Annotated in this window: 17 protein-coding genes, 2 pseudogenes and 1 riboswitch; of the genes and pseudogenes, 11 read left to right on the top strand and 8 right to left on the bottom strand. The window is 59.5% G+C overall.

Features of this window, described 5'->3' with window-relative positions; translation table 11 throughout:
* Positions 1 to 516 precede the first annotated feature (516 nt).
* Complete coding sequence (gene purH / locus DPA2511_RS19045; RefSeq protein ID WP_015855358.1) at positions 517 to 2,106, top strand: bifunctional phosphoribosylaminoimidazolecarboxamide formyltransferase/IMP cyclohydrolase; 1,590 nt, start codon at positions 517 to 519, stop codon at positions 2,104 to 2,106.
* A gap of 15 nt (positions 2,107 to 2,121) precedes the next feature.
* A complete protein-coding gene (gene purD, locus DPA2511_RS19050) occupies positions 2,122 to 3,408 on the top strand; it encodes a phosphoribosylamine--glycine ligase (protein WP_015855359.1) in 1,287 nt (428 codons plus the stop codon).
* 71 nt (positions 3,409 to 3,479) lie between these two features.
* On the opposite strand, the gene DPA2511_RS19055 is transcribed toward purD, so the two are convergent.
* The 6 genes and pseudogenes from DPA2511_RS19055 to nudC all read right to left on the bottom strand — a co-directional run bounded on the left by DPA2511_RS19055 (position 3,480) and on the right by nudC (position 7,974).
* A complete protein-coding gene (locus DPA2511_RS19055; RefSeq protein WP_023638515.1) occupies positions 3,480 to 4,184 on the bottom strand; it encodes a DUF1481 domain-containing protein in 705 nt (234 codons plus the stop codon).
* Positions 4,185 to 4,188: 4 nt separating this feature from the next.
* A complete protein-coding gene (gene hupA / locus DPA2511_RS19060; RefSeq protein WP_015855361.1) occupies positions 4,189 to 4,461 on the bottom strand; it encodes a nucleoid-associated protein HU-alpha in 273 nt (90 codons plus the stop codon).
* Between the two features lie 249 nt (positions 4,462 to 4,710).
* Positions 4,711 to 5,302: pseudogene (locus DPA2511_RS22150) on the bottom strand (YjaG family protein).
* A 92-nt stretch (positions 5,303 to 5,394) separates the two neighbouring features.
* Positions 5,395 to 6,069 (bottom strand): deoxyribonuclease V, encoded by a 675-nt coding sequence (nfi, locus tag DPA2511_RS19070; RefSeq protein WP_015855363.1) that lies wholly within the window; start codon positions 6,067 to 6,069, stop codon positions 5,395 to 5,397.
* Entirely contained in the window at positions 6,059 to 7,141 is a 1,083-nt protein-coding gene (gene hemE, locus DPA2511_RS19075; protein ID WP_015855364.1) for a uroporphyrinogen decarboxylase, read from the bottom strand. Before hemE ends, nfi begins: the two co-directional genes overlap by 11 nt.
* A 59-nt stretch (positions 7,142 to 7,200) precedes the next feature.
* Positions 7,201 to 7,974: an NAD(+) diphosphatase gene (nudC, locus tag DPA2511_RS19080; protein WP_015855365.1), complete on the bottom strand. Its 774-nt coding sequence runs from the start codon at positions 7,972 to 7,974 to the stop codon at positions 7,201 to 7,203.
* Positions 7,975 to 8,221: 247 nt separating this feature from the next.
* Positions 8,222 to 8,338, top strand: a riboswitch (TPP riboswitch).
* 105 nt (positions 8,339 to 8,443) lie between these two features.
* On the opposite strand from nudC, the gene thiC reads away from it, so the two are divergent.
* The 6 genes and pseudogenes from thiC (at position 8,444) to thiH (ending at position 13,888) form a co-directional block, all read left to right on the top strand.
* On the top strand, positions 8,444 to 10,396 hold the full coding sequence (gene thiC / locus DPA2511_RS19085) for a phosphomethylpyrimidine synthase ThiC (protein WP_015855366.1): 1,953 nt from the start codon (positions 8,444 to 8,446) through the stop codon (positions 10,394 to 10,396).
* Positions 10,393 to 11,028 (top strand): thiamine phosphate synthase, encoded by a 636-nt coding sequence (thiE, locus tag DPA2511_RS19090; protein WP_015855367.1) that lies wholly within the window; start codon positions 10,393 to 10,395, stop codon positions 11,026 to 11,028. Before thiC ends, thiE begins: the two co-directional genes overlap by 4 nt.
* A 1-nt stretch (position 11,029) precedes the next feature.
* Entirely contained in the window at positions 11,030 to 11,779 is a 750-nt protein-coding gene (locus DPA2511_RS19095) for a HesA/MoeB/ThiF family protein (RefSeq protein WP_015855368.1), read from the top strand.
* The gene (gene thiS, locus DPA2511_RS19100) at positions 11,776 to 11,976 is read left to right on the top strand and encodes a sulfur carrier protein ThiS (protein WP_015855369.1); all 201 of its coding nucleotides are present in this window, start codon (positions 11,776 to 11,778) and stop codon (positions 11,974 to 11,976) included. Before DPA2511_RS19095 ends, thiS begins: the two co-directional genes overlap by 4 nt.
* 1 nt (position 11,977) lies before the next feature.
* On the top strand, positions 11,978 to 12,754 hold the full coding sequence (locus tag DPA2511_RS19105; protein ID WP_015855370.1) for a thiazole synthase: 777 nt from the start codon (positions 11,978 to 11,980) through the stop codon (positions 12,752 to 12,754).
* Positions 12,754 to 13,888, top strand: a pseudogene (gene thiH, locus DPA2511_RS22155) (2-iminoacetate synthase ThiH). The gene DPA2511_RS19105 and the pseudogene thiH overlap by 1 nt, the downstream one beginning before the upstream one ends.
* A gap of 15 nt (positions 13,889 to 13,903) precedes the next feature.
* On the opposite strand, the gene DPA2511_RS19115 reads toward thiH, so the two are convergent.
* On the bottom strand, positions 13,904 to 15,349 hold the full coding sequence (locus DPA2511_RS19115; protein ID WP_015855372.1) for a heavy metal sensor histidine kinase: 1,446 nt from the start codon (positions 15,347 to 15,349) through the stop codon (positions 13,904 to 13,906).
* The gene (locus DPA2511_RS19120; RefSeq protein ID WP_015855373.1) at positions 15,346 to 16,017 is read right to left on the bottom strand and encodes a heavy metal response regulator transcription factor; all 672 of its coding nucleotides are present in this window, start codon (positions 16,015 to 16,017) and stop codon (positions 15,346 to 15,348) included. The genes DPA2511_RS19115 and DPA2511_RS19120 overlap by 4 nt, the downstream gene beginning before the upstream one ends.
* Positions 16,018 to 16,196: 179 nt before the next feature.
* On the opposite strand from DPA2511_RS19120, the gene DPA2511_RS19125 reads away from it, so the two are divergent.
* Genes DPA2511_RS19125 through DPA2511_RS19135 form a run of 3 tightly spaced genes read left to right on the top strand, consistent with a single transcriptional unit; the run spans position 16,197 to position 18,194 of the window.
* Entirely contained in the window at positions 16,197 to 16,820 is a 624-nt protein-coding gene (locus tag DPA2511_RS19125; RefSeq protein ID WP_015855374.1) for a hypothetical protein, read from the top strand.
* Between the two features lie 11 nt (positions 16,821 to 16,831).
* Positions 16,832 to 17,437, top strand: a complete 606-nt coding sequence (locus tag DPA2511_RS19130; RefSeq protein ID WP_015855375.1) for a cytochrome b/b6 domain-containing protein — start codon at positions 16,832 to 16,834, stop codon at positions 17,435 to 17,437.
* Positions 17,427 to 18,194: a molybdopterin-dependent oxidoreductase gene (locus DPA2511_RS19135; protein WP_015855376.1), complete on the top strand. Its 768-nt coding sequence runs from the start codon at positions 17,427 to 17,429 to the stop codon at positions 18,192 to 18,194. Before DPA2511_RS19130 ends, DPA2511_RS19135 begins: the two co-directional genes overlap by 11 nt.
* Positions 18,195 to 18,244: the final 50 nt, after the last annotated feature.

The raw sequence follows: 18,244 nt of genomic DNA on the forward strand, positions 1-18,244 counted from the left end.
TACGAAGACTTTCAGTTCTTGTTCCGAAGTGTCCTGCGAGTGCCCACACAGATTGTCTGATTAATTGTTAAAGAGCAGTGCGACCGGCCTCAGCCTGCTGTCGCGAGGTGGCGTATACTACGCCTTCCTCATTTGGAGTCAACGACTTTTTTCGTCTTTCTCCGTCCTGAACCGCGTTGTGCTGTGCATCAGCGCGTCTCAGTGGTGGCGCATTATAGGGACTTCCCCGCAGGCCGCAACCGGTATTTTTCAGAAAAATGACCGTTCGCTGAATTCCACAGCAAAAGCGCCACTTATACCTGATTGCCCACAGAGTTATCCACATCAACTCCATTTTTTGAAATTTCTCGAGCGCCACGCAAACGTTTTCGCTACAATCTCCCCCCGAAATAAAGCGGGCAATACCGCACCAGTCGTTACCTGAATGCTGCTTTATCAACCATCGTTTTGTTTATCAAAGGCAATATTCATATAACGCGCTTCTAAGCAAGAACCTAGTCAAGGGATCAAACCATCATGCAACAACGTCGTCCTATCCGTCGTGCTTTGCTCAGTGTTTCTGATAAAGCAGGTATTGTTGAATTCGCCCAGGCGCTGTCGCAGCGCGGCGTCGAACTGCTTTCCACCGGCGGTACCGCTCGTCTACTGGCAGATGCCGGATTGCCAGTTACTGAGGTTTCAGATTACACCGGGTTCCCGGAAATGATGGATGGACGAGTCAAGACACTACATCCCAAAGTACACGGTGGTATTTTGGGCCGCCGTGGAAAAGACGACAACGTCATGGCACAGCACGATATCAAACCGATCGATATGGTAGTGGTGAACCTATATCCATTCGCCCAAACCGTGGCTAAAGAGAATTGCACGCTGGAAGATGCCGTGGAAAACATTGATATCGGCGGCCCGACCATGGTTCGCTCTGCGGCCAAGAACCATAATGATGTCGCTATAGTCGTAAAAAGCGGCGACTATACTGCCATCATTGCGGAAATCGATGCCAATGAAGGATCTCTGACTTACGAAACCCGCTTCAATCTGGCGATTAAGGCATTTGAGCATACCGCTGCTTACGACAGCATGATCGCCAACTATTTTGGCAGTAAAGTTCCGCCTTATCATGGTGATACCACCCAGCCTTCCGGCCGTTTCCCGCGGACCTTAAACCTGAACTTTATTAAAAAGCAGGATATGCGTTATGGCGAGAACAGCCACCAGCAGGCCGCGTTCTATATAGAAGAAGCGCTCGCCGAAGCCTCGGTCGCCACAGCCAGCCAGCACCAGGGCAAAGCATTGTCATACAACAACATTGCCGATACCGACGCCGCATTGGAGTGTGTTAAAGAATTCGCCGAGCCCGCCTGCGTCATCGTCAAACACGCCAATCCTTGCGGCGTGGCTATCGGTTCATCGATTTTGGATGCCTACGAACGCGCTTACAAAACCGACCCAACCTCTGCGTTTGGCGGCATCATCGCGTTCAACCGCGAACTCGACGAAGACACAGCCAATGCCATCATCAGCCGCCAGTTTGTCGAGGTGATCATCGCGCCGTCCGCCAGCGAAGCAGCACTGAAAGCGACATCAGCCAAACAGAATGTACGTGTTTTGACTTGCGGCCAGTGGCAACAGCGTCTTTCCGGCTTGGATTTCAAACGCGTCAACGGCGGCTTGTTGGTTCAGGAACGCGATCTGGGTATGGTGGATGCCGCCCAACTGCGGGTAGTCACCGAGCGTCAACCGACAGCGGCAGAGCTGCGTGACGCGCTCTTCTGCTGGAAAGTGGCGAAATTCGTTAAATCCAACGCCATCGTTTATGCTCGCGACAACATGACCATCGGTATCGGCGCCGGCCAGATGAGCCGAGTCTATTCCGCCAAGATCGCCGGGATCAAGGCTGGCGACGAAGGATTGGAAGTCAAAGGCTCCGTTATGGCATCCGATGCTTTCTTCCCATTCCGTGACGGCATCGACGCTGCGGCAGCAGTCGGCATCACCTGTGTTATTCAACCCGGCGGCTCCATCCGCGATGATGAAGTCATCGCCGCCGCTAACGAACACGGCATTGCCATGCTGTTCACCGACATGCGCCATTTCCGTCATTAATCCGGGACTACTTTGATGAATATTTTGATTATTGGTAACGGTGGGCGTGAACACGCGCTGGCCTGGAAAGCAGCTCAGTCGCCTCTGGCTGATAAAGTCTACGTTGCGCCGGGCAATGCCGGTACGGCATTGGAACCTGCGCTGGAAAACATTCATATTCCGGCCACCGATATTCCGGCGCTGCTGAATTTTGCGCTCCAGAACGACATCGGCCTGACTATTGTCGGCCCGGAAGCACCGCTGGTGATAGGCGTCGTCGATGCATTCCGTGCAGCAGGACTTAAAATTTTTGGCCCAACGCAGGCGGCCGCACAATTAGAAGGTTCCAAAGCCTTCACCAAAGATTTTCTGGCCCGGCATCAGATCCCCACTGCGGAATACCAGAATTTCACTGAAATAGAACCTGCGCTGGCCTATATCCGCCGCAAAGGGGCCCCCATCGTCATCAAGGCCGACGGACTCGCCGCAGGTAAAGGCGTTATTGTCGCGATGACCCTGGAAGAAGCGGAAAACGCCGCGACTGATATGCTGGCGGGCAACGCATTCGGTGATGCCGGGCACCGTATCGTAGTGGAAGAGTTTTTGGATGGCGAAGAAGCCAGCTTTATTGTGATGGTGGATGGCGAGCACGTCCTGCCGATGGCAACCAGCCAGGATCACAAGCGCGTCGGCGACAACGATACCGGCCCGAATACCGGCGGTATGGGAGCCTACTCGCCAGCCCCCGTCGTTACTGATGACATCCACCAGCGCGTCATGGAACAAATCATTTGGCCGACCGTGCGCGGCATGGCATCCGAAGGCAACATCTATACCGGTTTTCTCTACGCCGGGTTGATGATTTCGGCGGAAGGGCAGCCCAAGGTGATTGAATTTAACTGCCGCTTTGGCGATCCGGAAACCCAGCCCATCATGTTGCGCCTACGTTCCGATCTGGTTGAACTCTGTCTGGCGGCCTGCGACGGTAAACTGGACGAAAAAACCTCTGATTGGGATGAACGCCCGTCCCTTGGCATTGTGTTGGCTGCTGGAGGGTATCCGGCTGAATATCGTACCGGTGATGTGATCTCTGGGCTGCCGACACAGGATATGGCAGACGGTAAAGTGTTCCATGCCGGTACTAGACTGAACGGCGACGATGTCGTGACCAATGGTGGACGTGTACTGTGCGTGACTGCGCTCGGTAACAGTGTGGCGCAAGCGCAACAACGCGCTTATGAACTGGCGAACCCCATCAAGTGGCAAGGCAGCTTCTGTCGAACCGATATTGGCTACCGCGCTATCGACCGGGAAAAAGCCTGACAACAGCTAGCGGGTGGGCCTCAGTTCTCACCCAGCGCAACCATTCCCGCGCATCGTCGCGGGAATCATCGTTACAGCGTCTCCGCTGTCGGCTCCCAACGACAAAGATCGGCATTCGCCACCAGCAGCAATTGCGTACCCGCGTTGGACACCAGCCAGGCAATGCTGACCGGCGCTCGCGCATTCTGCTGACGCTGCCGGATCCAGGCCAACGATGAACCGTCCAATGCCGGTTTCAGTACCTTCCCGTCGCAAGCGACGACACGACCTTCCTGCCACACGCCTTGCAGCAAACGCACATTCCCTGCGCGCATGACGTCACTCATTTCCAGCATGCGCCGGGCATCAAACTGATACAGCGCGATCTCATCTTCCGACAACGATTCCCGCCGATCGGGCAGTTGACGCTGCATAAAATTTACCGCACCGTCCTGATCAAAACGCAGCCTGACCTGATCCTGACTCGCTGATGCTCCATGACGCTGCTGAACATCCCGCAGGACGCCCTGCTGGAACTGATAACGGGTAATCTGGGTATCCTGCCCCTGAAGCGGACTGAATACCGTCATCAGGGTCGTCGTGTGCTGTTGCTCGTCATCCATGCGCCATAACCGCACCACACCGCGATCAGCAAGATAACCACCCGCATACAACGCCGGCGGCGGAGAATGGCTGCTACAGGCGGTCGCCAGCGCTATCACCAACGCGAACAGACTCCGCCTGAGAAAAAGCAAAAGGGGCGAAAACGCCCCTCTGCTTAAACCTGTTTTCGACATGCGCTTATTTAACGGCGTCTTTCAGTGCTTTACCAGCAACGAAGGCAGGCACGTTAGCGGCAGCGATTTTGATTTCTTTGCCAGTCTGCGGGTTGCGGCCAGTGCGCTCGTTACGATGATTGACTTTAAACGTGCCAAAACCAACTAATTGTACTGCATCACCTTCTTTCAGCGACTCAGTAATTGCCGCCAACGTTGCTTCCAGCGCAGCTTTAGCCTGGGTCTTGGAAAGGTCAGCCTTGTCAGCAATTACATCAATCAGTTGAGTCTTATTCATAAGTTATCCTTACAGTGTGTTTATCGCTTGCTAAGCATCGAGTGCGACGGATATGCCATCTCCCATCATACTTAGAGCAGCAGGCGCGTTGGCCTTCCTGCAATTCGAAGTATTTAGGGTGTAGTAGCACCCTCCTGCATACACGCACCGACAGCCACTTTTATTACGCCCCCCAAATGTAGACCAGACAGGGTGCGGTGTGAAGCCTTTAGACCCGCCATTTCAGGCCTTAAATCACGTTTTATCGCGCTATTGATACAAATTTATCCCAATGTTGCTGATTCCTGCTTCACGCAGGTCGGCGCGCAGTCCCTTGATCAGCTCAATGTCCCGCTCCTCGCAGCCTGCCAGCAGGCGAAAAATCTCCCACTGGATATCCCATTCTTCTTCAATGGCGGGTAAAACCTTCAGTTCATCATCGGTCATTTCACGACCGGCTTGAGTCATTTCCAGCATGGCGACGGTACGAATAGACGCCTCGCTGATCGCTATCGCATGCGCTAACGTTTCACCGCTCAACTGCGAGTGCAGTAATTCGCTCAACGCAATACATGCGTCAATCGCCGGGTACACGCCATAAATATCGTAATCATCCGCAGCGGGGATCGCTTCTTCCAGTTTTTCAAGCTGGCTATCGAAGTTCACCCTGGCGTCTTTGACTACCAGCGTCTCCCACACCAGATCGAGAATCCTCCGATAAAGCTGCGCATCAAAAAAAACCGGTCTCCTGGCAAAACGCATGATAATTGGGGTACATACGTTCACAAAGACAGGCCATGAAGGTGACATGCTGCCAGCTTGCCAGTTTCTCCAGACGTAAATGAATGGGGTTACGTAACATGATTGTTCCCGATAAATGATGGCCGCAGTGTAATAAAAAACGGCGACACTGCCATATGCCCGAATTCCTAAAGTTTTCCGCGCGGCATTATCCTACAGCCGATGCTGACGTTGCCAGCGCTGAAACGCCGGACGGTTGGACGCTACCGCATCGGCCCAGCGTGTCGGCTCCGGCAGACGATACCCGCGCATGCAACGCATCACCCACAGCAACGCGCTATCTATTGCTACACGATGCCCAGTGGAGACAAACAGCGGATTACAACGCGCCTTGCTACGCCACACCCAGCCTATCTGTTCGCTCCGATCCATCAGCGGTTGTTGGCTGCCCACCTCTGCCGCCAGCGGCGCGACCTGTCCGCAAAGCCGTTTCTTCGCCACGCCGATGGTCGGCACATTCACCAACAGGCCGAAATGGCTGGCAACGCCAAGACGACGAGGATGGGACACGCCGTGCCCATCCACAAACAGCAATTCGGGACGATGGCTCAGCATTTCCCAAGCCGCCAGCAACGCGGGCGACTCGCGGAACGACAAAAAACCGGGGATATAAGGCATCACGGTGGGAATGCGCGCAACCCGGTACTCCACCAGCTCTAGCGAAGGGTACGCCAACACCACCAACGCAGCGCGCGTGACGTCGCCGCCCTGCTCGAATCCCACATCCGCGCCGGCAATAAAAGCAGGTTGCTCAAACGGCATATCGTCATGACGCACCACCTGGGATGCCTTGTCGATCTGCTCCTCGCGCAATGCATTAATATCCATCAGTTTTTCTCTGATGATACGGTTCAGACAACCGGTGCACCGCCTCGACAAACGCGCCGGCGTGCTCCGGCGGCACGTCCTGATGGATACCATGTCCCAGATTGAACACATGGCCGGCGCCGGCGCCGTATCCCGCCAGAATCGACGCGACTTCCTGTTCGATACGGGCCGGCTGCGCATACAGCAGCGAGGGATCCATATTGCCCTGCAGCGCCACCCGATCGCCGACGCGCCGACGGGCGTCGGCGATATCGGTGGTCCAGTCCAGCCCCAGCGCATCACAGCCGGTATCCGCCATCGCCTCCAGCCACTGGCCGCCGCCCTTGGTAAACAGCGTCACCGGCACGCGACGCCCGTCGTTTTCGCGCAGCAAACCATCGACAATCTTGTGCATGTAATGCAGCGAGAATTCACGATAATCAGCACCGCTCAGCGCGCCGCCCCAGGTATCAAAAATCATTACGGACTGGGCGCCGGCGCGAATTTGCGCGTTCAGATACAGCGTGACGCTGTCCGCCAGCTTGTCCAACAGCAAGTGCAGAGTCTCCGGCGCGGTAAACATCATCTTCTTGATCACAGTGAATGCTTTACTGCTGCCGCCTTCCACCATGTAGGTCGCCAGCGTCCAGGGGCTGCCGGAAAAGCCGATCAGCGGCACGGCGCCCGCCAGATTCCGCCGAATAGTCCGCACGGCGTTCATGACATACCCCAGTTCCAGTTCCGGATCGGGGATCGGCAGCTTCACCACATCGGCATGCGACGTCACGGGAGAGGTGAAACGCGGCCCCTCGCCGGCTTCAAAATAGAGCCCCAACCCCATGGCATCGGGCACCGTGAGGATATCCGAGAACAGAATGGCGGCATCAAGATGGTAACGACGCAACGGCTGTAAGGTGACTTCGCAGGCCAGTTCCGCATTGCGGCATAGCGACATAAAATCGCCCGCCTGCGCGCGCGTCGCGCGATACTCCGGCAAATAGCGCCCGGCCTGACGCATCATCCATACCGGCGTCACATCCACTGGCTGGCGCAATAAAGCTCGCAGATAGCGATCATTTTTCAGGTCAGTCATGTTTTTTCCTTTTAGGCCTGCAGACAGGCATCGTTCGTTATCTCGGGTTAACACGCCGCTTAACTATCCGCTTCGCGGCACAGCACCACGGTATCTTCGATCAGGCGGCGGGCGACCGTGCCGGGCGGCGGCAACTCAGGCAGGCGATCATAACGAAACCAGGCGGCGTCGCGCAGTTCCGAAGGGTCGTGCCGCAGTTCGCCACCGGCATACTCCGCCGTATACGCCATCATCAGCGAATGCGGAAACGGCCAAGGCTGTGAGCAGACATAACGCAGATTCTTAATACGCACATTGCTCTCTTCCATGACTTCTCTGGCAACCGCCTGCTCCAGCGTTTCGCCGACTTCGACGAAGCCGGCCAGCGCGGTGTACATATTGCCGCGATGGCGCAAATGCTGAGCAAGCAGGATTTTCTCTTCATGGCGGATGGCAACGATAACGCAAGGCGCAATCTGCGGATAGTAACGTTCCCGGCAATGCGGGCAGAGGCAGGCCAGTTCGGTCGTGCTGTGAACCATGTCATGGCCGCAATAACCGCAAAAACGGTGTGAGCGATAGAACGCCTCCAACTGCACAGCCCGGCCAGCCAGTTGGAACAATACGGCGTCATGGCTCAGCAACTGACGCACCGAACCCATATCCTGCGCCATCTCGTGCTGCACCAGCCATACCGCCTCGCCCTGCCATTCACCAATCTGTCGCGCTGCGCGCTGTTGCAGATGCCACTGCGCCGCACGCCCATACGGCAGTTCTCCCTGGGGTTGCCAAACTTGCTGTCGGTGGCAGACCACCCACCAGCCGGACTCATCCCCTTTCAGCGTCAGTTCCATATTTCTATCGCCTCTTTTTTGTCGCCGGACGGCATGTGACGGCTCTGGGCGCATTATCCGGCGCGTGTGCGGCCTTGGCAATGCGCTTTCCCTGAATGCCGCGACGACGCAAACGATTGGCCCCGTCGTAACACGGCGTCATGATTTGGCTTTTGACAGCCGTCGGAACCCGGCATAAAGTGTGGGGCTACCACCCCCGAAGCGGGGTGAGGCGGCGCCCCTGAACGTGATTTATCAGGCGCAGCCAGAAATCTTGTCGGAGTGCCCAGCCTGTAAAAAACGCAGGCGGGCTGAGACCGTTAATTCGGGATCCGCGGAACCTGATCAGGTTAAAACCTGCGAAGGGAACAAGAGTAATCTCACTGCCAGAACCTGTTGATGCAGCCTGCTTCAATCGGTTCACATCCAGCCATTACTCCCTCCGAGCTCCAGACAAGCAACCTTTCCCTACACCGTTAAGGAATTTGCTATGTCTACAGAACAGAAACCCGCCGCCGGGCAAAACCACGCCAGCCGTCGTGCGCAACGTGAAGCGGCGCAACAGTTTATCGACTCGCTGCAAGGCACCGCCTTCCCCCAATCGCAACGCATCTATCTGACCGGTTCGCGTCCGGACTTACAGGTACCGATGCGCGAAATCCAGCTCAGCCCGACGCTGGTCGGCGGCAACCGCGACAATCCGCAGTACGAACCCAACGAACCGGTGCCGGTTTACGATACCTCGGGCCCCTACGGCGACCCGGCCGCCCGGCTGGATGTCCGTCAAGGGCTGGCGAAAACGCGCGCCGCCTGGATCGACCAACGGCAGGATACCGAACCGCTGCACGAACGCAGTTCCCGCTTCACCCAACAGCGGCTGGCGGACGCCGGCCTCGACCATCTGCGCTTTGAGCACCTGCCGTCCCCCAAGCGCGCCCAAGCCGGGCGGTGCGTCACCCAACTGCACTACGCTCGCCGTGGCGTCATCACCCCGGAAATGGAGTTCATCGCCATCCGTGAAAACATGGGGCGCGAGCGCATTCGCGGCGAGGTGCTGCGCCAACAGCATCCCGGACACAGCTTTGGCGCGCATCTGCCGGAGAACATCACCCCGGAGTTCGTGCGTCAGGAAGTGGCCGCCGGCCGCGCCATCATTCCGGCCAACATCAATCACCCGGAATCGGAGCCGATGATCATCGGCCGTAATTTTCTGGTCAAAGTGAACGCCAACATCGGCAACTCGTCCGTCTCCTCCTCCATTGAAGAGGAAGTGGAAAAACTGGTGTGGTCGACCCGCTGGGGCGCAGACACCGTGATGGATCTGTCCACCGGCCGCTACATCCACGAAACCCGCGAATGGATCCTGCGCAACAGCCCAGTGCCGATCGGCACGGTGCCCATCTATCAAGCGCTGGAAAAAGTGAACGGCATCGCGGAAAACCTCAATTGGGAGATCTTCCGCGACACCCTGCTGGAGCAAGCCGAACAGGGGGTGGACTATTTCACCATCCACGCCGGCGTACTGCTGCGCTACGTGCCGATGACCGCCAAACGTCTGACCGGCATCGTCTCGCGCGGCGGCTCGATCATGGCCAAATGGTGCCTGTCGCACCATCAGGAAAACTTCCTCTACCAGCATTTCCGTGAAATTTGCGAAATCTGTAGCGCCTATGACGTCGCGCTGTCGCTGGGCGACGGCCTGCGCCCCGGCTCGATTCAAGACGCCAACGACGAAGCCCAGTTCGCCGAACTGCACACGCTGGGCGAACTGACCAAAATCGCCTGGGAATACGACGTACAGGTGATGATCGAAGGCCCCGGCCATGTGCCGATGCAGATGATCCGCCGCAACATGACCGAGGAGCTGGAGCACTGCCACGAAGCGCCGTTCTATACGTTAGGCCCGCTCACCACCGACATCGCGCCGGGTTACGACCACTTCACCTCCGGCATCGGCGCGGCGATGATCGGCTGGTTCGGCTGCGCCATGCTGTGCTACGTCACGCCGAAAGAACACCTGGGTCTACCCAACAAAAACGACGTTAAACAAGGGCTTATTACCTACAAGATCGCCGCTCATGCCGCCGATCTGGCGAAAGGCCACCCCGGCGCGCAGATCCGCGATAACGCCATGTCCAAGGCGCGATTCGAATTTCGCTGGGAAGACCAGTTCAATCTGGCGCTCGACCCGGAAACCGCCCGCGCCTACCACGACGAAACCCTGCCGCAGGAATCCGGCAAAATCGCGCATTTTTGCTCAATGTGCGGGCCGAAATTCTGTTCGATGAAAATAACCCAGGAAGTCAGAGACTACGCCGCCCGGCAGGAAGCGCAGGCGCAGCCGATCGACGTCGGTATGGCACAGATGTCCGCCGAATTCCGCGCCCGCGGCAGCGAACTCTATCACTCCGCCGCCAGCCTGCCGCAGGAGGAAAACCGATGAACGCCGCGTTTCCCGCCACGGAAAAACGCCTGGGGCTCTATCCGGTCGTGGATAGCGTCGAGTGGATCGCGCGTTTGCTTGAGGCCGGCGTGCGCACGATTCAGTTGCGGATCAAAGACCTGCCGGACGATCAGGTCGAACCGGCGGTGATGCAGGCCGTCGCGCTGGGTCGCCGCTATCAGGCCCGGCTGTTCATCAACGACTACTGGCGGCTGGCGATCACACACCGAGCCTACGGCGTCCATCTCGGTCAGGAGGATCTGGATCTCGCCGATCTGGCCGCGATCCGGCAGGCCGGGCTGCGGCTGGGTGTTTCTACCCATGATGACGCCGAACTGGCGCGCGCGGTGGCGATCCAGCCGTCCTACATCGCGCTGGGGCATATTTTCCCGACGCAAACCAAGGACATGCCGTCCGCGCCGCAAGGTCTGGATGAACTGGCCCGTCACATCAATGCGCTGGACGACCGTGTCCCCACCGTCGCCATCGGCGGCATCAGCATTGACCGGGCCCCGGCGGTGCTGGCAACCGGCGTCGGCAGCATCGCGGTGGTCAGCGCCATCACCCAGGCGCCGGACTGGCGCCAGGCCACCGCCGCGTTGCTGAGGCTGATAGAAAACCGGGAGGCGTAACATGCTGAGCGATAATGATTTTATGCGCTACAGCCGCCAATTGCTGCTGGAGGAAGTCGGCCCCGAAGGGCAACAGCGGCTGGCGCAGGCCCGCGTACTGCTGGTCGGCATGGGCGGGCTCGGCTCGCCGGCGGCGCTCTATCTGGCGGCGGCGGGCGTCGGCATGCTGCGGCTGGCGGACGACGATCGGCTGCATATCTCCAATTTGCAGCGTCAGATCCTCTACCGCACCGCGGATCTGGATCGCGCCAAGGCGGAACTGGCGCGTCAGCAGCTGACGGCGCTCAATCCGTCAATCCGGGTCGAAGCGCTGGCGGCTCGTCTGGAAGGCGATGCGCTGCATCACGCGGTGGACGATGTCGATCTGGTGCTCGACTGTAGCGACAACATGGCCACCCGCCATGCCGTTAACGCGGTCTGCATCGCCGCCGGCAAACCGCTGGTCAGCGCCAGCGCGGTCGGCTTCAGCGGCCAGTTGCTGGTGCTGACGCCGCCGTACCGTCACGGCTGCTATGCCTGTCTCTACCCAGATGACGCCGAACCGCAGCGCAACTGCCGTACCGCCGGGGTGCTCGGCCCGGTGGTCGGTGTGATGGGGACGTTACAGGCGCTGGAGGCCATCAGGCTGCTGTGCGGTCACGCCTCGCCGCTGGACGGCAAGCTACGCCTGTTCGATGCGCGTCAGCAGCAGTGGACTACGCTGCAACTCAGCCCGGCCCCAGGCTGCACCGTGTGCGGAGGCCACGCATGAAGATTCGCGTCAATGACGATGTCGTCGAACTGGACGACGCGCTCACCGTGGCCCAATTGCTCGACCGCCTCAACCGGCGCCAACCCGGTACGGCGTTGGCGATCAACCAGACCCTCATTCCCCGTGCCGCCTGGGAGCAACACCCGGTGCAGGACGGGGACGACATTTTGCTGTTTCAGGCCATCGCAGGAGGATGAGATGCTGAAGATTGCAGATACGTTGTTCAACTCCCGGTTGCTTACTGGTACCGGGAAATTCGCCAGCGCGGAATTGATGAGCGCGGCGATTCAGGCCGCCGGGTCGCAGCTCGTCACCATGGCGATGAAGCGCGTGGATCTGAAAGGCGGCAGTGATGCGATTCTGGCGCCGTTGCAGGCGCTGGGTGTCCGGTTATTGCCCAACACCTCCGGCGCCCGCACCGCCGACGAAGCGGTGTTCGCCGCCCGTCTGGCGCGCGAAGCGCTCGGCACGCCGTGGATTAAGCTGGAAATCCACCCGGACATGCGCTACCTGCTGCCCGACCCGATCGAAACGCTGAACGCCGCCGAACGGCTGGTGAAAGACGGGTTCGTGGTGCTGCCGTACTGCGGCGCCGATCCGGTGCTGTGCAAACGGCTGGAAGACGTCGGCTGTGCGGCGGTGATGCCGCTGGGCGCCCCCATCGGTTCCAACCACGGGCTGCAAACCCGCGACTTCCTGCGCATCATCATCGAACAGGCGCAAGTGCCGGTGGTGGTGGACGCCGGTATCGGCGCGCCGAGCCACGCCGCCGAAGCGCTGGAGCTGGGCGCCGACGCGGTGCTGGTCAATACCGCCATCGCGGTGGCGCGGGATCCGGTACGGATGGCGACCGCCTTCCGGCTGGCGGTGGAAGCCGGGGAGATCGCCCGTCAGTCCGGCCTGGGACGACGCCAGTTGCAGGCCAGCGCCACCAGCCCGTTGACCGGGTTCCTGACGACGGAGGCGACAAACTGATGGATAACTCGTTTGCACAACGCTGGCGACAGCTGGACTGGGACGACCTGACGCTGCGCATCAACGGTAAAACCCGCGCCGACGTCGAACAGGCGCTGAACGCCGAACACCCCGACATGGAGGATTTCATGGCGCTGCTGTCTCCGGCCGCCGCCTCTTATCTGGAACCGCTGGCCCAACGCGCCCAACAGCTGACCCGGCAGCGCTTCGGCAATACCGTCGGCTTTTACGTGCCGCTCTATCTCTCCAATCTCTGCGCCAACGACTGCACCTACTGCGGCTTCTCCATGAGCAACCACCTCAAGCGCAAAACCTTGAACGACGAGGAAATTCGGCGGGAATGCGGTGCCATCAAGGAATTGGGGTTCGACCACCTGCTGCTAGTGACGGGCGAGCACCAACGTAAGGTGGGGATGGACTATTTCCGGCGCGTATTTCCACTGATTCGCCCGCACTTCAGCGCGCTGATGATGGAAGTGCAGCCGCTGGCGCAGGAAGAGTACGCGGAGCTGAAAACGCTGGGGCTGGACGGGGTGATGGTGTATCAGGAAACCTACCATCAGGCGACTTACGCCCGCCACCACCTGCACGGGAAAAAACAGGATTTCGCCTGGCGGCTGAACACCCCGGATCGGCTGGGCCGCGCCGGGATCGACAAGATCGGGCTGGGCGCGTTGATCGGCCTGTCCGACAGTTGGCGCACCGACTGCTATATGGTGGCGGAACACTTGCGCCATCTGCAACGCCACTATTGGCAAAGCCGCTACTCGTTGTCGTTTCCGCGCCTGCGCCCGTGCGCCGGCGGCATCGAACCCGCTTCGCTGATGGATGAAGCGCAACTGATGCAGACGATCTGCGCCTTCCGGCTGCTGGCGCCCGATGTAGAACTGTCGCTGTCGACCCGGGAATCGCCCCATTTTCGCGACCACATGATCCCGATCGCCATCAACAACGTCAGCGCTTTCTCCAAAAACCCAGCCGGGCGGCTACGCCGACGGCCATGCGGAATTGGAGCAGTTCTCCCCGCACGACGACCGCCGGCCGGAAGCAGTGGCCGATGTCTTGACGCGCGCCGGCCTGCAGCCGGTCTGGAAAGACTGGGAGGGATATCTGGGCCGGACGATCGCAAACTGACGGACGCGATCCCGATCACCGCGCGCCGAGGCGATCGCCCCGCTCGTCGGGGAAGATCAGGCTGAATACGATCCGGCCGATCTCCCCGTCGAGCGGATCGCAACGGGCCGTGACCTCGCCGCCGTGCAGCGTCATGATCGCCCGCACGATCGACAACCCCAGGCCACTGGAATCGCTGCCCGCGCTGCGGGTGGCATCCCCCCGGTAGAAACGGTCGAACAAGCGCGCCAGCTGGTCTTGCGGCAATACCGGCGCCAGATTGCTCACCGCCACCACCACCCGCCCGGGCAGGGTTTCCACCGTCAAGCGTACTTGACTGTCCGCGCTCGCATAACGCACCGCATTCGCCACCAGATTGCTCAACGCCCGCTGGAACAGCAAGGCGTCCGCCGTCAGCGCGGCTTGTCCATCGCAACGCAGCGTGATGCCGCGTTCCTCCGCCAGCATGTCGAAATAGTCCGCCACCCGCCGCAGCTCGCTGGCGACATCAAGCCGTACAAGGTTCAGCACCGGCTGCTCATGGCTGGCCCGCGCCAGAAACAGGATGTTCTCCACCATGCGCGAAATGCGTTCCAGTTCGACGATATTGTCCGACAGCAGCGTCTCGTATTCCTCGACGTTGCGCGGCTGGTACAGCGCTACCTGACAGTGCCCCATCAGCGCGCCGATGGGCGTGCGGATCTCATGCGCCAAATCGGCGGAAAACTGGGTCAACCGTTGATAACCCTCGGTCAGGCGATCCAGCATGGCATTGAAGGCGCGAATCAGTTGCCTCACCTCCTGCGGCGCGTCCGCCTCGCTTACGCGGGTGGAAAGGGTATGCGGCGCAATCGCCGCGGCCTGCGCCGTCATCCGCCACAGCGGTTTCAACCCCCGCCGCAGCACCAGATAGCCCAGCCCGCCGATCAACGCGAAGGCCGCGGCCACCGCACTCAACACCCGCCACAGGTAACGTTCCAGCATCTTCTGTTCGTTGACCATGACATGGGCGGCGGCGATCTGCAGTATCTGTCCGTCATCAAGCCGTACCAGCGCAGACACGGCGCGCAACGGCACGCCTTGTTCTGTTGCGCCACTGCGAACCTGGTCGACCGACAATGCGGCATTCACCGCTGTCGGCGTCATCAGCGGCAACACGATACGCGCCGGGTTTACGTTAATCAGCGGTTTTTGTCCCGGCAGCGAAAACAGCAGCACGTCCTGTTCGCTGCCCAGCATGTTCTCAAACAGACCGGTATTGCCGGCCAGCACCGGCAGCGTGAAATTCCGGCCCAGCAGATGGCGGTAATATTCCACCCGCCCGGTGACTTGCAGATCGCTGCGTCGGTACATGTCGTGGCGCAGCGCGCCATACAGATAACCGCCGACCAGGCTCACCACCAGCGTAGCGACCAATGCAAACAGCAGGCTGCAACGCACCGTCAGCGAGGTGGCGCGCCAACGTTGGAGCCAGCCGTTCATGCGCGCGGCTCGCACACATAACCGATACCGCGCACGGTATGGATCAGCTTGATATCGAAAGGTTTATCAATCTTGGCACGCAGACGTTTCACCGCCACATCCACCACATTGGTGTCGCTATCGAAATTCATGTCCCACACCTGCGAGGCGATCAGGGTGCGCGAGAGCACTTCACCCTCGCGTCGCACCAGCAGATGCAACAGCATAAACTCCTTGTTGGTCAGAGGGATAACCACCTCCTGCCGCGTGGCCTTGCGCCGCAGCACATCCAGGCGCAAATCCGCCACTGCGTAGTGATCCGCCTCGCGCACCACGCCGCGACGCAGCAAGGTACGTATGCGCAACACCAATTCAGTAAACGAAAAAGGTTTGATCAGATAGTCGTCGGCCCCCAGTTCCAGCCCGCGAATACGGTCGTGCAACTGGTCGCGCGCGGTCAGAAACAGTACCGGCACATCGCTTTTCTTACGCAGCATTTCGATAAGCTGCCAGCCGCTCAACCCCGGCAACATGACGTCCAAAATGATGGCGTCGTAGCCATGCTCCAGCGCGTTGAACAATCCTTCAGTGCCGCTGCGCGCCAGATCGACCGCATATCCGGCTTCGGTCAGCCCTTTTTTCAGGTAATCGCCGGTACTGACATCGTCCTCAACCACCAGAATACGCATCGTCGCTACTCCCGCCGCCTGACGGCACCACTGCCGGTGACGCCATCATAACAACTTCGCGCCGGCGACTTGATGACATTAATGTCATCAAACCGTCATCCTGACGACCCAAACGCCTCACCATGATAAACACACGCCAACCAGGGAAAAAACCACGTCCAGCCCAGGAGAACAGCACCATGACAACGTCTCGTTTTACCGGTTTATTACTTTCCTCCCTGCTGCTGTGCAGCCAGTGGTCCAGCGCCGCCGATGCGCCTGCTAAACCGCAACCGCCGGTACGCGGCACGATCACTGCCGTCACCGACAGCCAGCTACAACTGACCGACCGCTCAGGGCAGAATATCGACGCGATGCTGACCGCCCAGACCCGCGTCATGAGCATAGCCAAAGCCAATCCGGGCGATATTAAACCGGACAGTTTCATCGGCACCGCCGCCATTCCCCAACCGGACGGAACGCTGAAAGCGTTGGAAGTGCATGTGTTCGACGCCAGCCTGCGCGGCACCGGCGAAGGTTTCCGGCCGTGGGAATCCGCCGACGGCAAAAGCGGCACCATGACCAACGGCACCGTCGGCAAACTGGTCAACAGCAATGGCCGAACCCTGACCGTGACCTATAACGGCGGCCAGAAGACCGTCATCGTGCCGGACGACGTCCCCATCGTCACGATCGCGCCTGGCGATCGCAGCCTGCTGAAACCGGGCGCGCACATCGTGCTGTTCTCCCGGCTTGACGACCAGGGCAAGCGCGTCGCGCTTGCGGTTTCCGCCGGCAAAGACGGCACCGTGCCCCCGATGTAACCGGAGACGTTATGCCGTCATCTCGCCGCCCGATACACGCCTGGCCCGTTAGGCTTACTCACTGGATCAACCCGCTGGCCATGACGGGTATGTTCATGAGCGGGTGGGAAATCTACAACGCCGCGCCGCTGTTCGATTTTCATTTTCCTTCTGCCGTCACGCTGGGCGGCTGGCTGGGCGGCGCTATCGGCTGGCATCTGGCGGTGATGTGGCTGTTGGCAGGCAACGGTGCGCTGTATGTGCTGTGGAGTCTCGGCAGCGGCCACTGGCGAAGACGCTGGCTGCCGCTCAGCCCGGCGGCGCTGCAACAGGATATCCAACGGGCGCTGACGCTACGCCTGCGGCACGACGGGCACCGGTACAACGCGATCCAAAAGCTGATGTACATCGGTGTTATCGTGCTGGGCGTATTGCTGGTGCTCTCGGGACTTGCGATTTGGAAACCGGTGCAGTTGTACTGGCTGACCGATCTGCTGGGCGGTTTCGCCAACGCCCGCTACGTTCATTTCTTCGCCATGAGCGGCATCGGTCTGTTTGTGGCGATCCATGTGCTGATGGTGTTGGTGGTACCGCGCACCCTGTGGGCAATGCTGACCGGAGGCAACCATGAGCGATAAACCGCAACGCCGCCCCCCGCTGGTACTGGCGCCGGATCAGAAAAAACAGTTGGTGAATCTGGAGCGCCGCCTGATGTTACGTTCCGGGCTGACGCTTGGCGCCGTAGCGATGCTCACCGGCTGCAATATGCAGGACGGCGACAGCGTCGACAAAGTGCTGTGGGCCATGTCGCGCTGGAACGATCGGGTGCAGGCCTGGTTGTTCAGCGGGCAACGGTTGGCGCCTAGTTATCGCCCGGATCAGATTACGCAACCTTTCCCGTTCAATGCGTTTTATCCGGAGTACAACGTGCCGGACATCGATCTGGGCAGCTACCGTCTGGAAGTGGCAGGCAAAGTAGAGAAAAAAGGCGTCTGGACGCTGGAGCAGCTGCGTCGGCTGCCGCAGGAAACCCAGATTACCCGGCTGATTTGCATTGAGGGTTGGAGCGCCATCGGCCAGTGGCGCGGTATTCCGTTGCGTCAATTTCTGCAACACGTCGGCGCCGATCTGACGGCGCGCTACGTCGGTTTCAAATGCGCCGATCGCTATTACTCCAGTATCGATATGGCTAGCGCGCTGCACCCGCAAACCCTGCTGGCGCTGGAATTCGGCAACCAGGCGCTGCCCGCCGACTACGGCTATCCACTGCGGCTACGCCTTCCTACCAAATTGGGGTTCAAGAATGCCAAACACATCGCGGCCCTGTTTGTCAGCGACACCAACCCAGGCGGTTACTGGGAAGATCAGGGATATAACTGGTTTAGTGGTATTTGACCTGAAAGAAGCGCGCTATCCGGCTTAAGCTCACGCCGGCTGTGGTTTTA

The organism is Musicola paradisiaca NCPPB 2511 (genome assembly GCF_000400505.1).
In the GTDB taxonomy this organism is placed as follows: domain Bacteria; phylum Pseudomonadota; class Gammaproteobacteria; order Enterobacterales; family Enterobacteriaceae; genus Musicola; species Musicola paradisiaca.

What these genes read in the sequence shown, in the direction of transcription:
- DPA2511_RS19120 (WP_015855373.1), bottom strand. Translation starts at nt 16,017, where the DNA reads ATGCGTATTCTGGTGGTTGAGGACGATGTCAGTACCGGCGATTACCTG.
- thiS (WP_015855369.1), top strand. Translation starts at nt 11,776, where the DNA reads ATGAAGATTCGCGTCAATGACGATGTCGTCGAACTGGACGACGCGCTC.
- DPA2511_RS19125 (WP_015855374.1), top strand. Translation starts at nt 16,197, where the DNA reads ATGACAACGTCTCGTTTTACCGGTTTATTACTTTCCTCCCTGCTGCTG.
- DPA2511_RS19135 (WP_015855376.1), top strand. Translation starts at nt 17,427, where the DNA reads ATGAGCGATAAACCGCAACGCCGCCCCCCGCTGGTACTGGCGCCGGAT.
- DPA2511_RS19055 (WP_023638515.1), bottom strand. Translation starts at nt 4,184, where the DNA reads ATGTCGAAAACAGGTTTAAGCAGAGGGGCGTTTTCGCCCCTTTTGCTT.
- purD (WP_015855359.1), top strand. Translation starts at nt 2,122, where the DNA reads ATGAATATTTTGATTATTGGTAACGGTGGGCGTGAACACGCGCTGGCC.
- nudC (WP_015855365.1), bottom strand. Translation starts at nt 7,974, where the DNA reads ATGGAACTGACGCTGAAAGGGGATGAGTCCGGCTGGTGGGTGGTCTGC.
- DPA2511_RS19115 (WP_015855372.1), bottom strand. Translation starts at nt 15,349, where the DNA reads ATGAACGGCTGGCTCCAACGTTGGCGCGCCACCTCGCTGACGGTGCGT.
- thiC (WP_015855366.1), top strand. Translation starts at nt 8,444, where the DNA reads ATGTCTACAGAACAGAAACCCGCCGCCGGGCAAAACCACGCCAGCCGT.
- DPA2511_RS19105 (WP_015855370.1), top strand. Translation starts at nt 11,978, where the DNA reads ATGCTGAAGATTGCAGATACGTTGTTCAACTCCCGGTTGCTTACTGGT.
- DPA2511_RS19095 (WP_015855368.1), top strand. Translation starts at nt 11,030, where the DNA reads ATGCTGAGCGATAATGATTTTATGCGCTACAGCCGCCAATTGCTGCTG.
- DPA2511_RS19130 (WP_015855375.1), top strand. Translation starts at nt 16,832, where the DNA reads ATGCCGTCATCTCGCCGCCCGATACACGCCTGGCCCGTTAGGCTTACT.
- nfi (WP_015855363.1), bottom strand. Translation starts at nt 6,069, where the DNA reads ATGGATATTAATGCATTGCGCGAGGAGCAGATCGACAAGGCATCCCAG.
- hupA (WP_015855361.1), bottom strand. Translation starts at nt 4,461, where the DNA reads ATGAATAAGACTCAACTGATTGATGTAATTGCTGACAAGGCTGACCTT.
- thiE (WP_015855367.1), top strand. Translation starts at nt 10,393, where the DNA reads ATGAACGCCGCGTTTCCCGCCACGGAAAAACGCCTGGGGCTCTATCCG.
- hemE (WP_015855364.1), bottom strand. Translation starts at nt 7,141, where the DNA reads ATGACTGACCTGAAAAATGATCGCTATCTGCGAGCTTTATTGCGCCAG.
- purH (WP_015855358.1), top strand. Translation starts at nt 517, where the DNA reads ATGCAACAACGTCGTCCTATCCGTCGTGCTTTGCTCAGTGTTTCTGAT.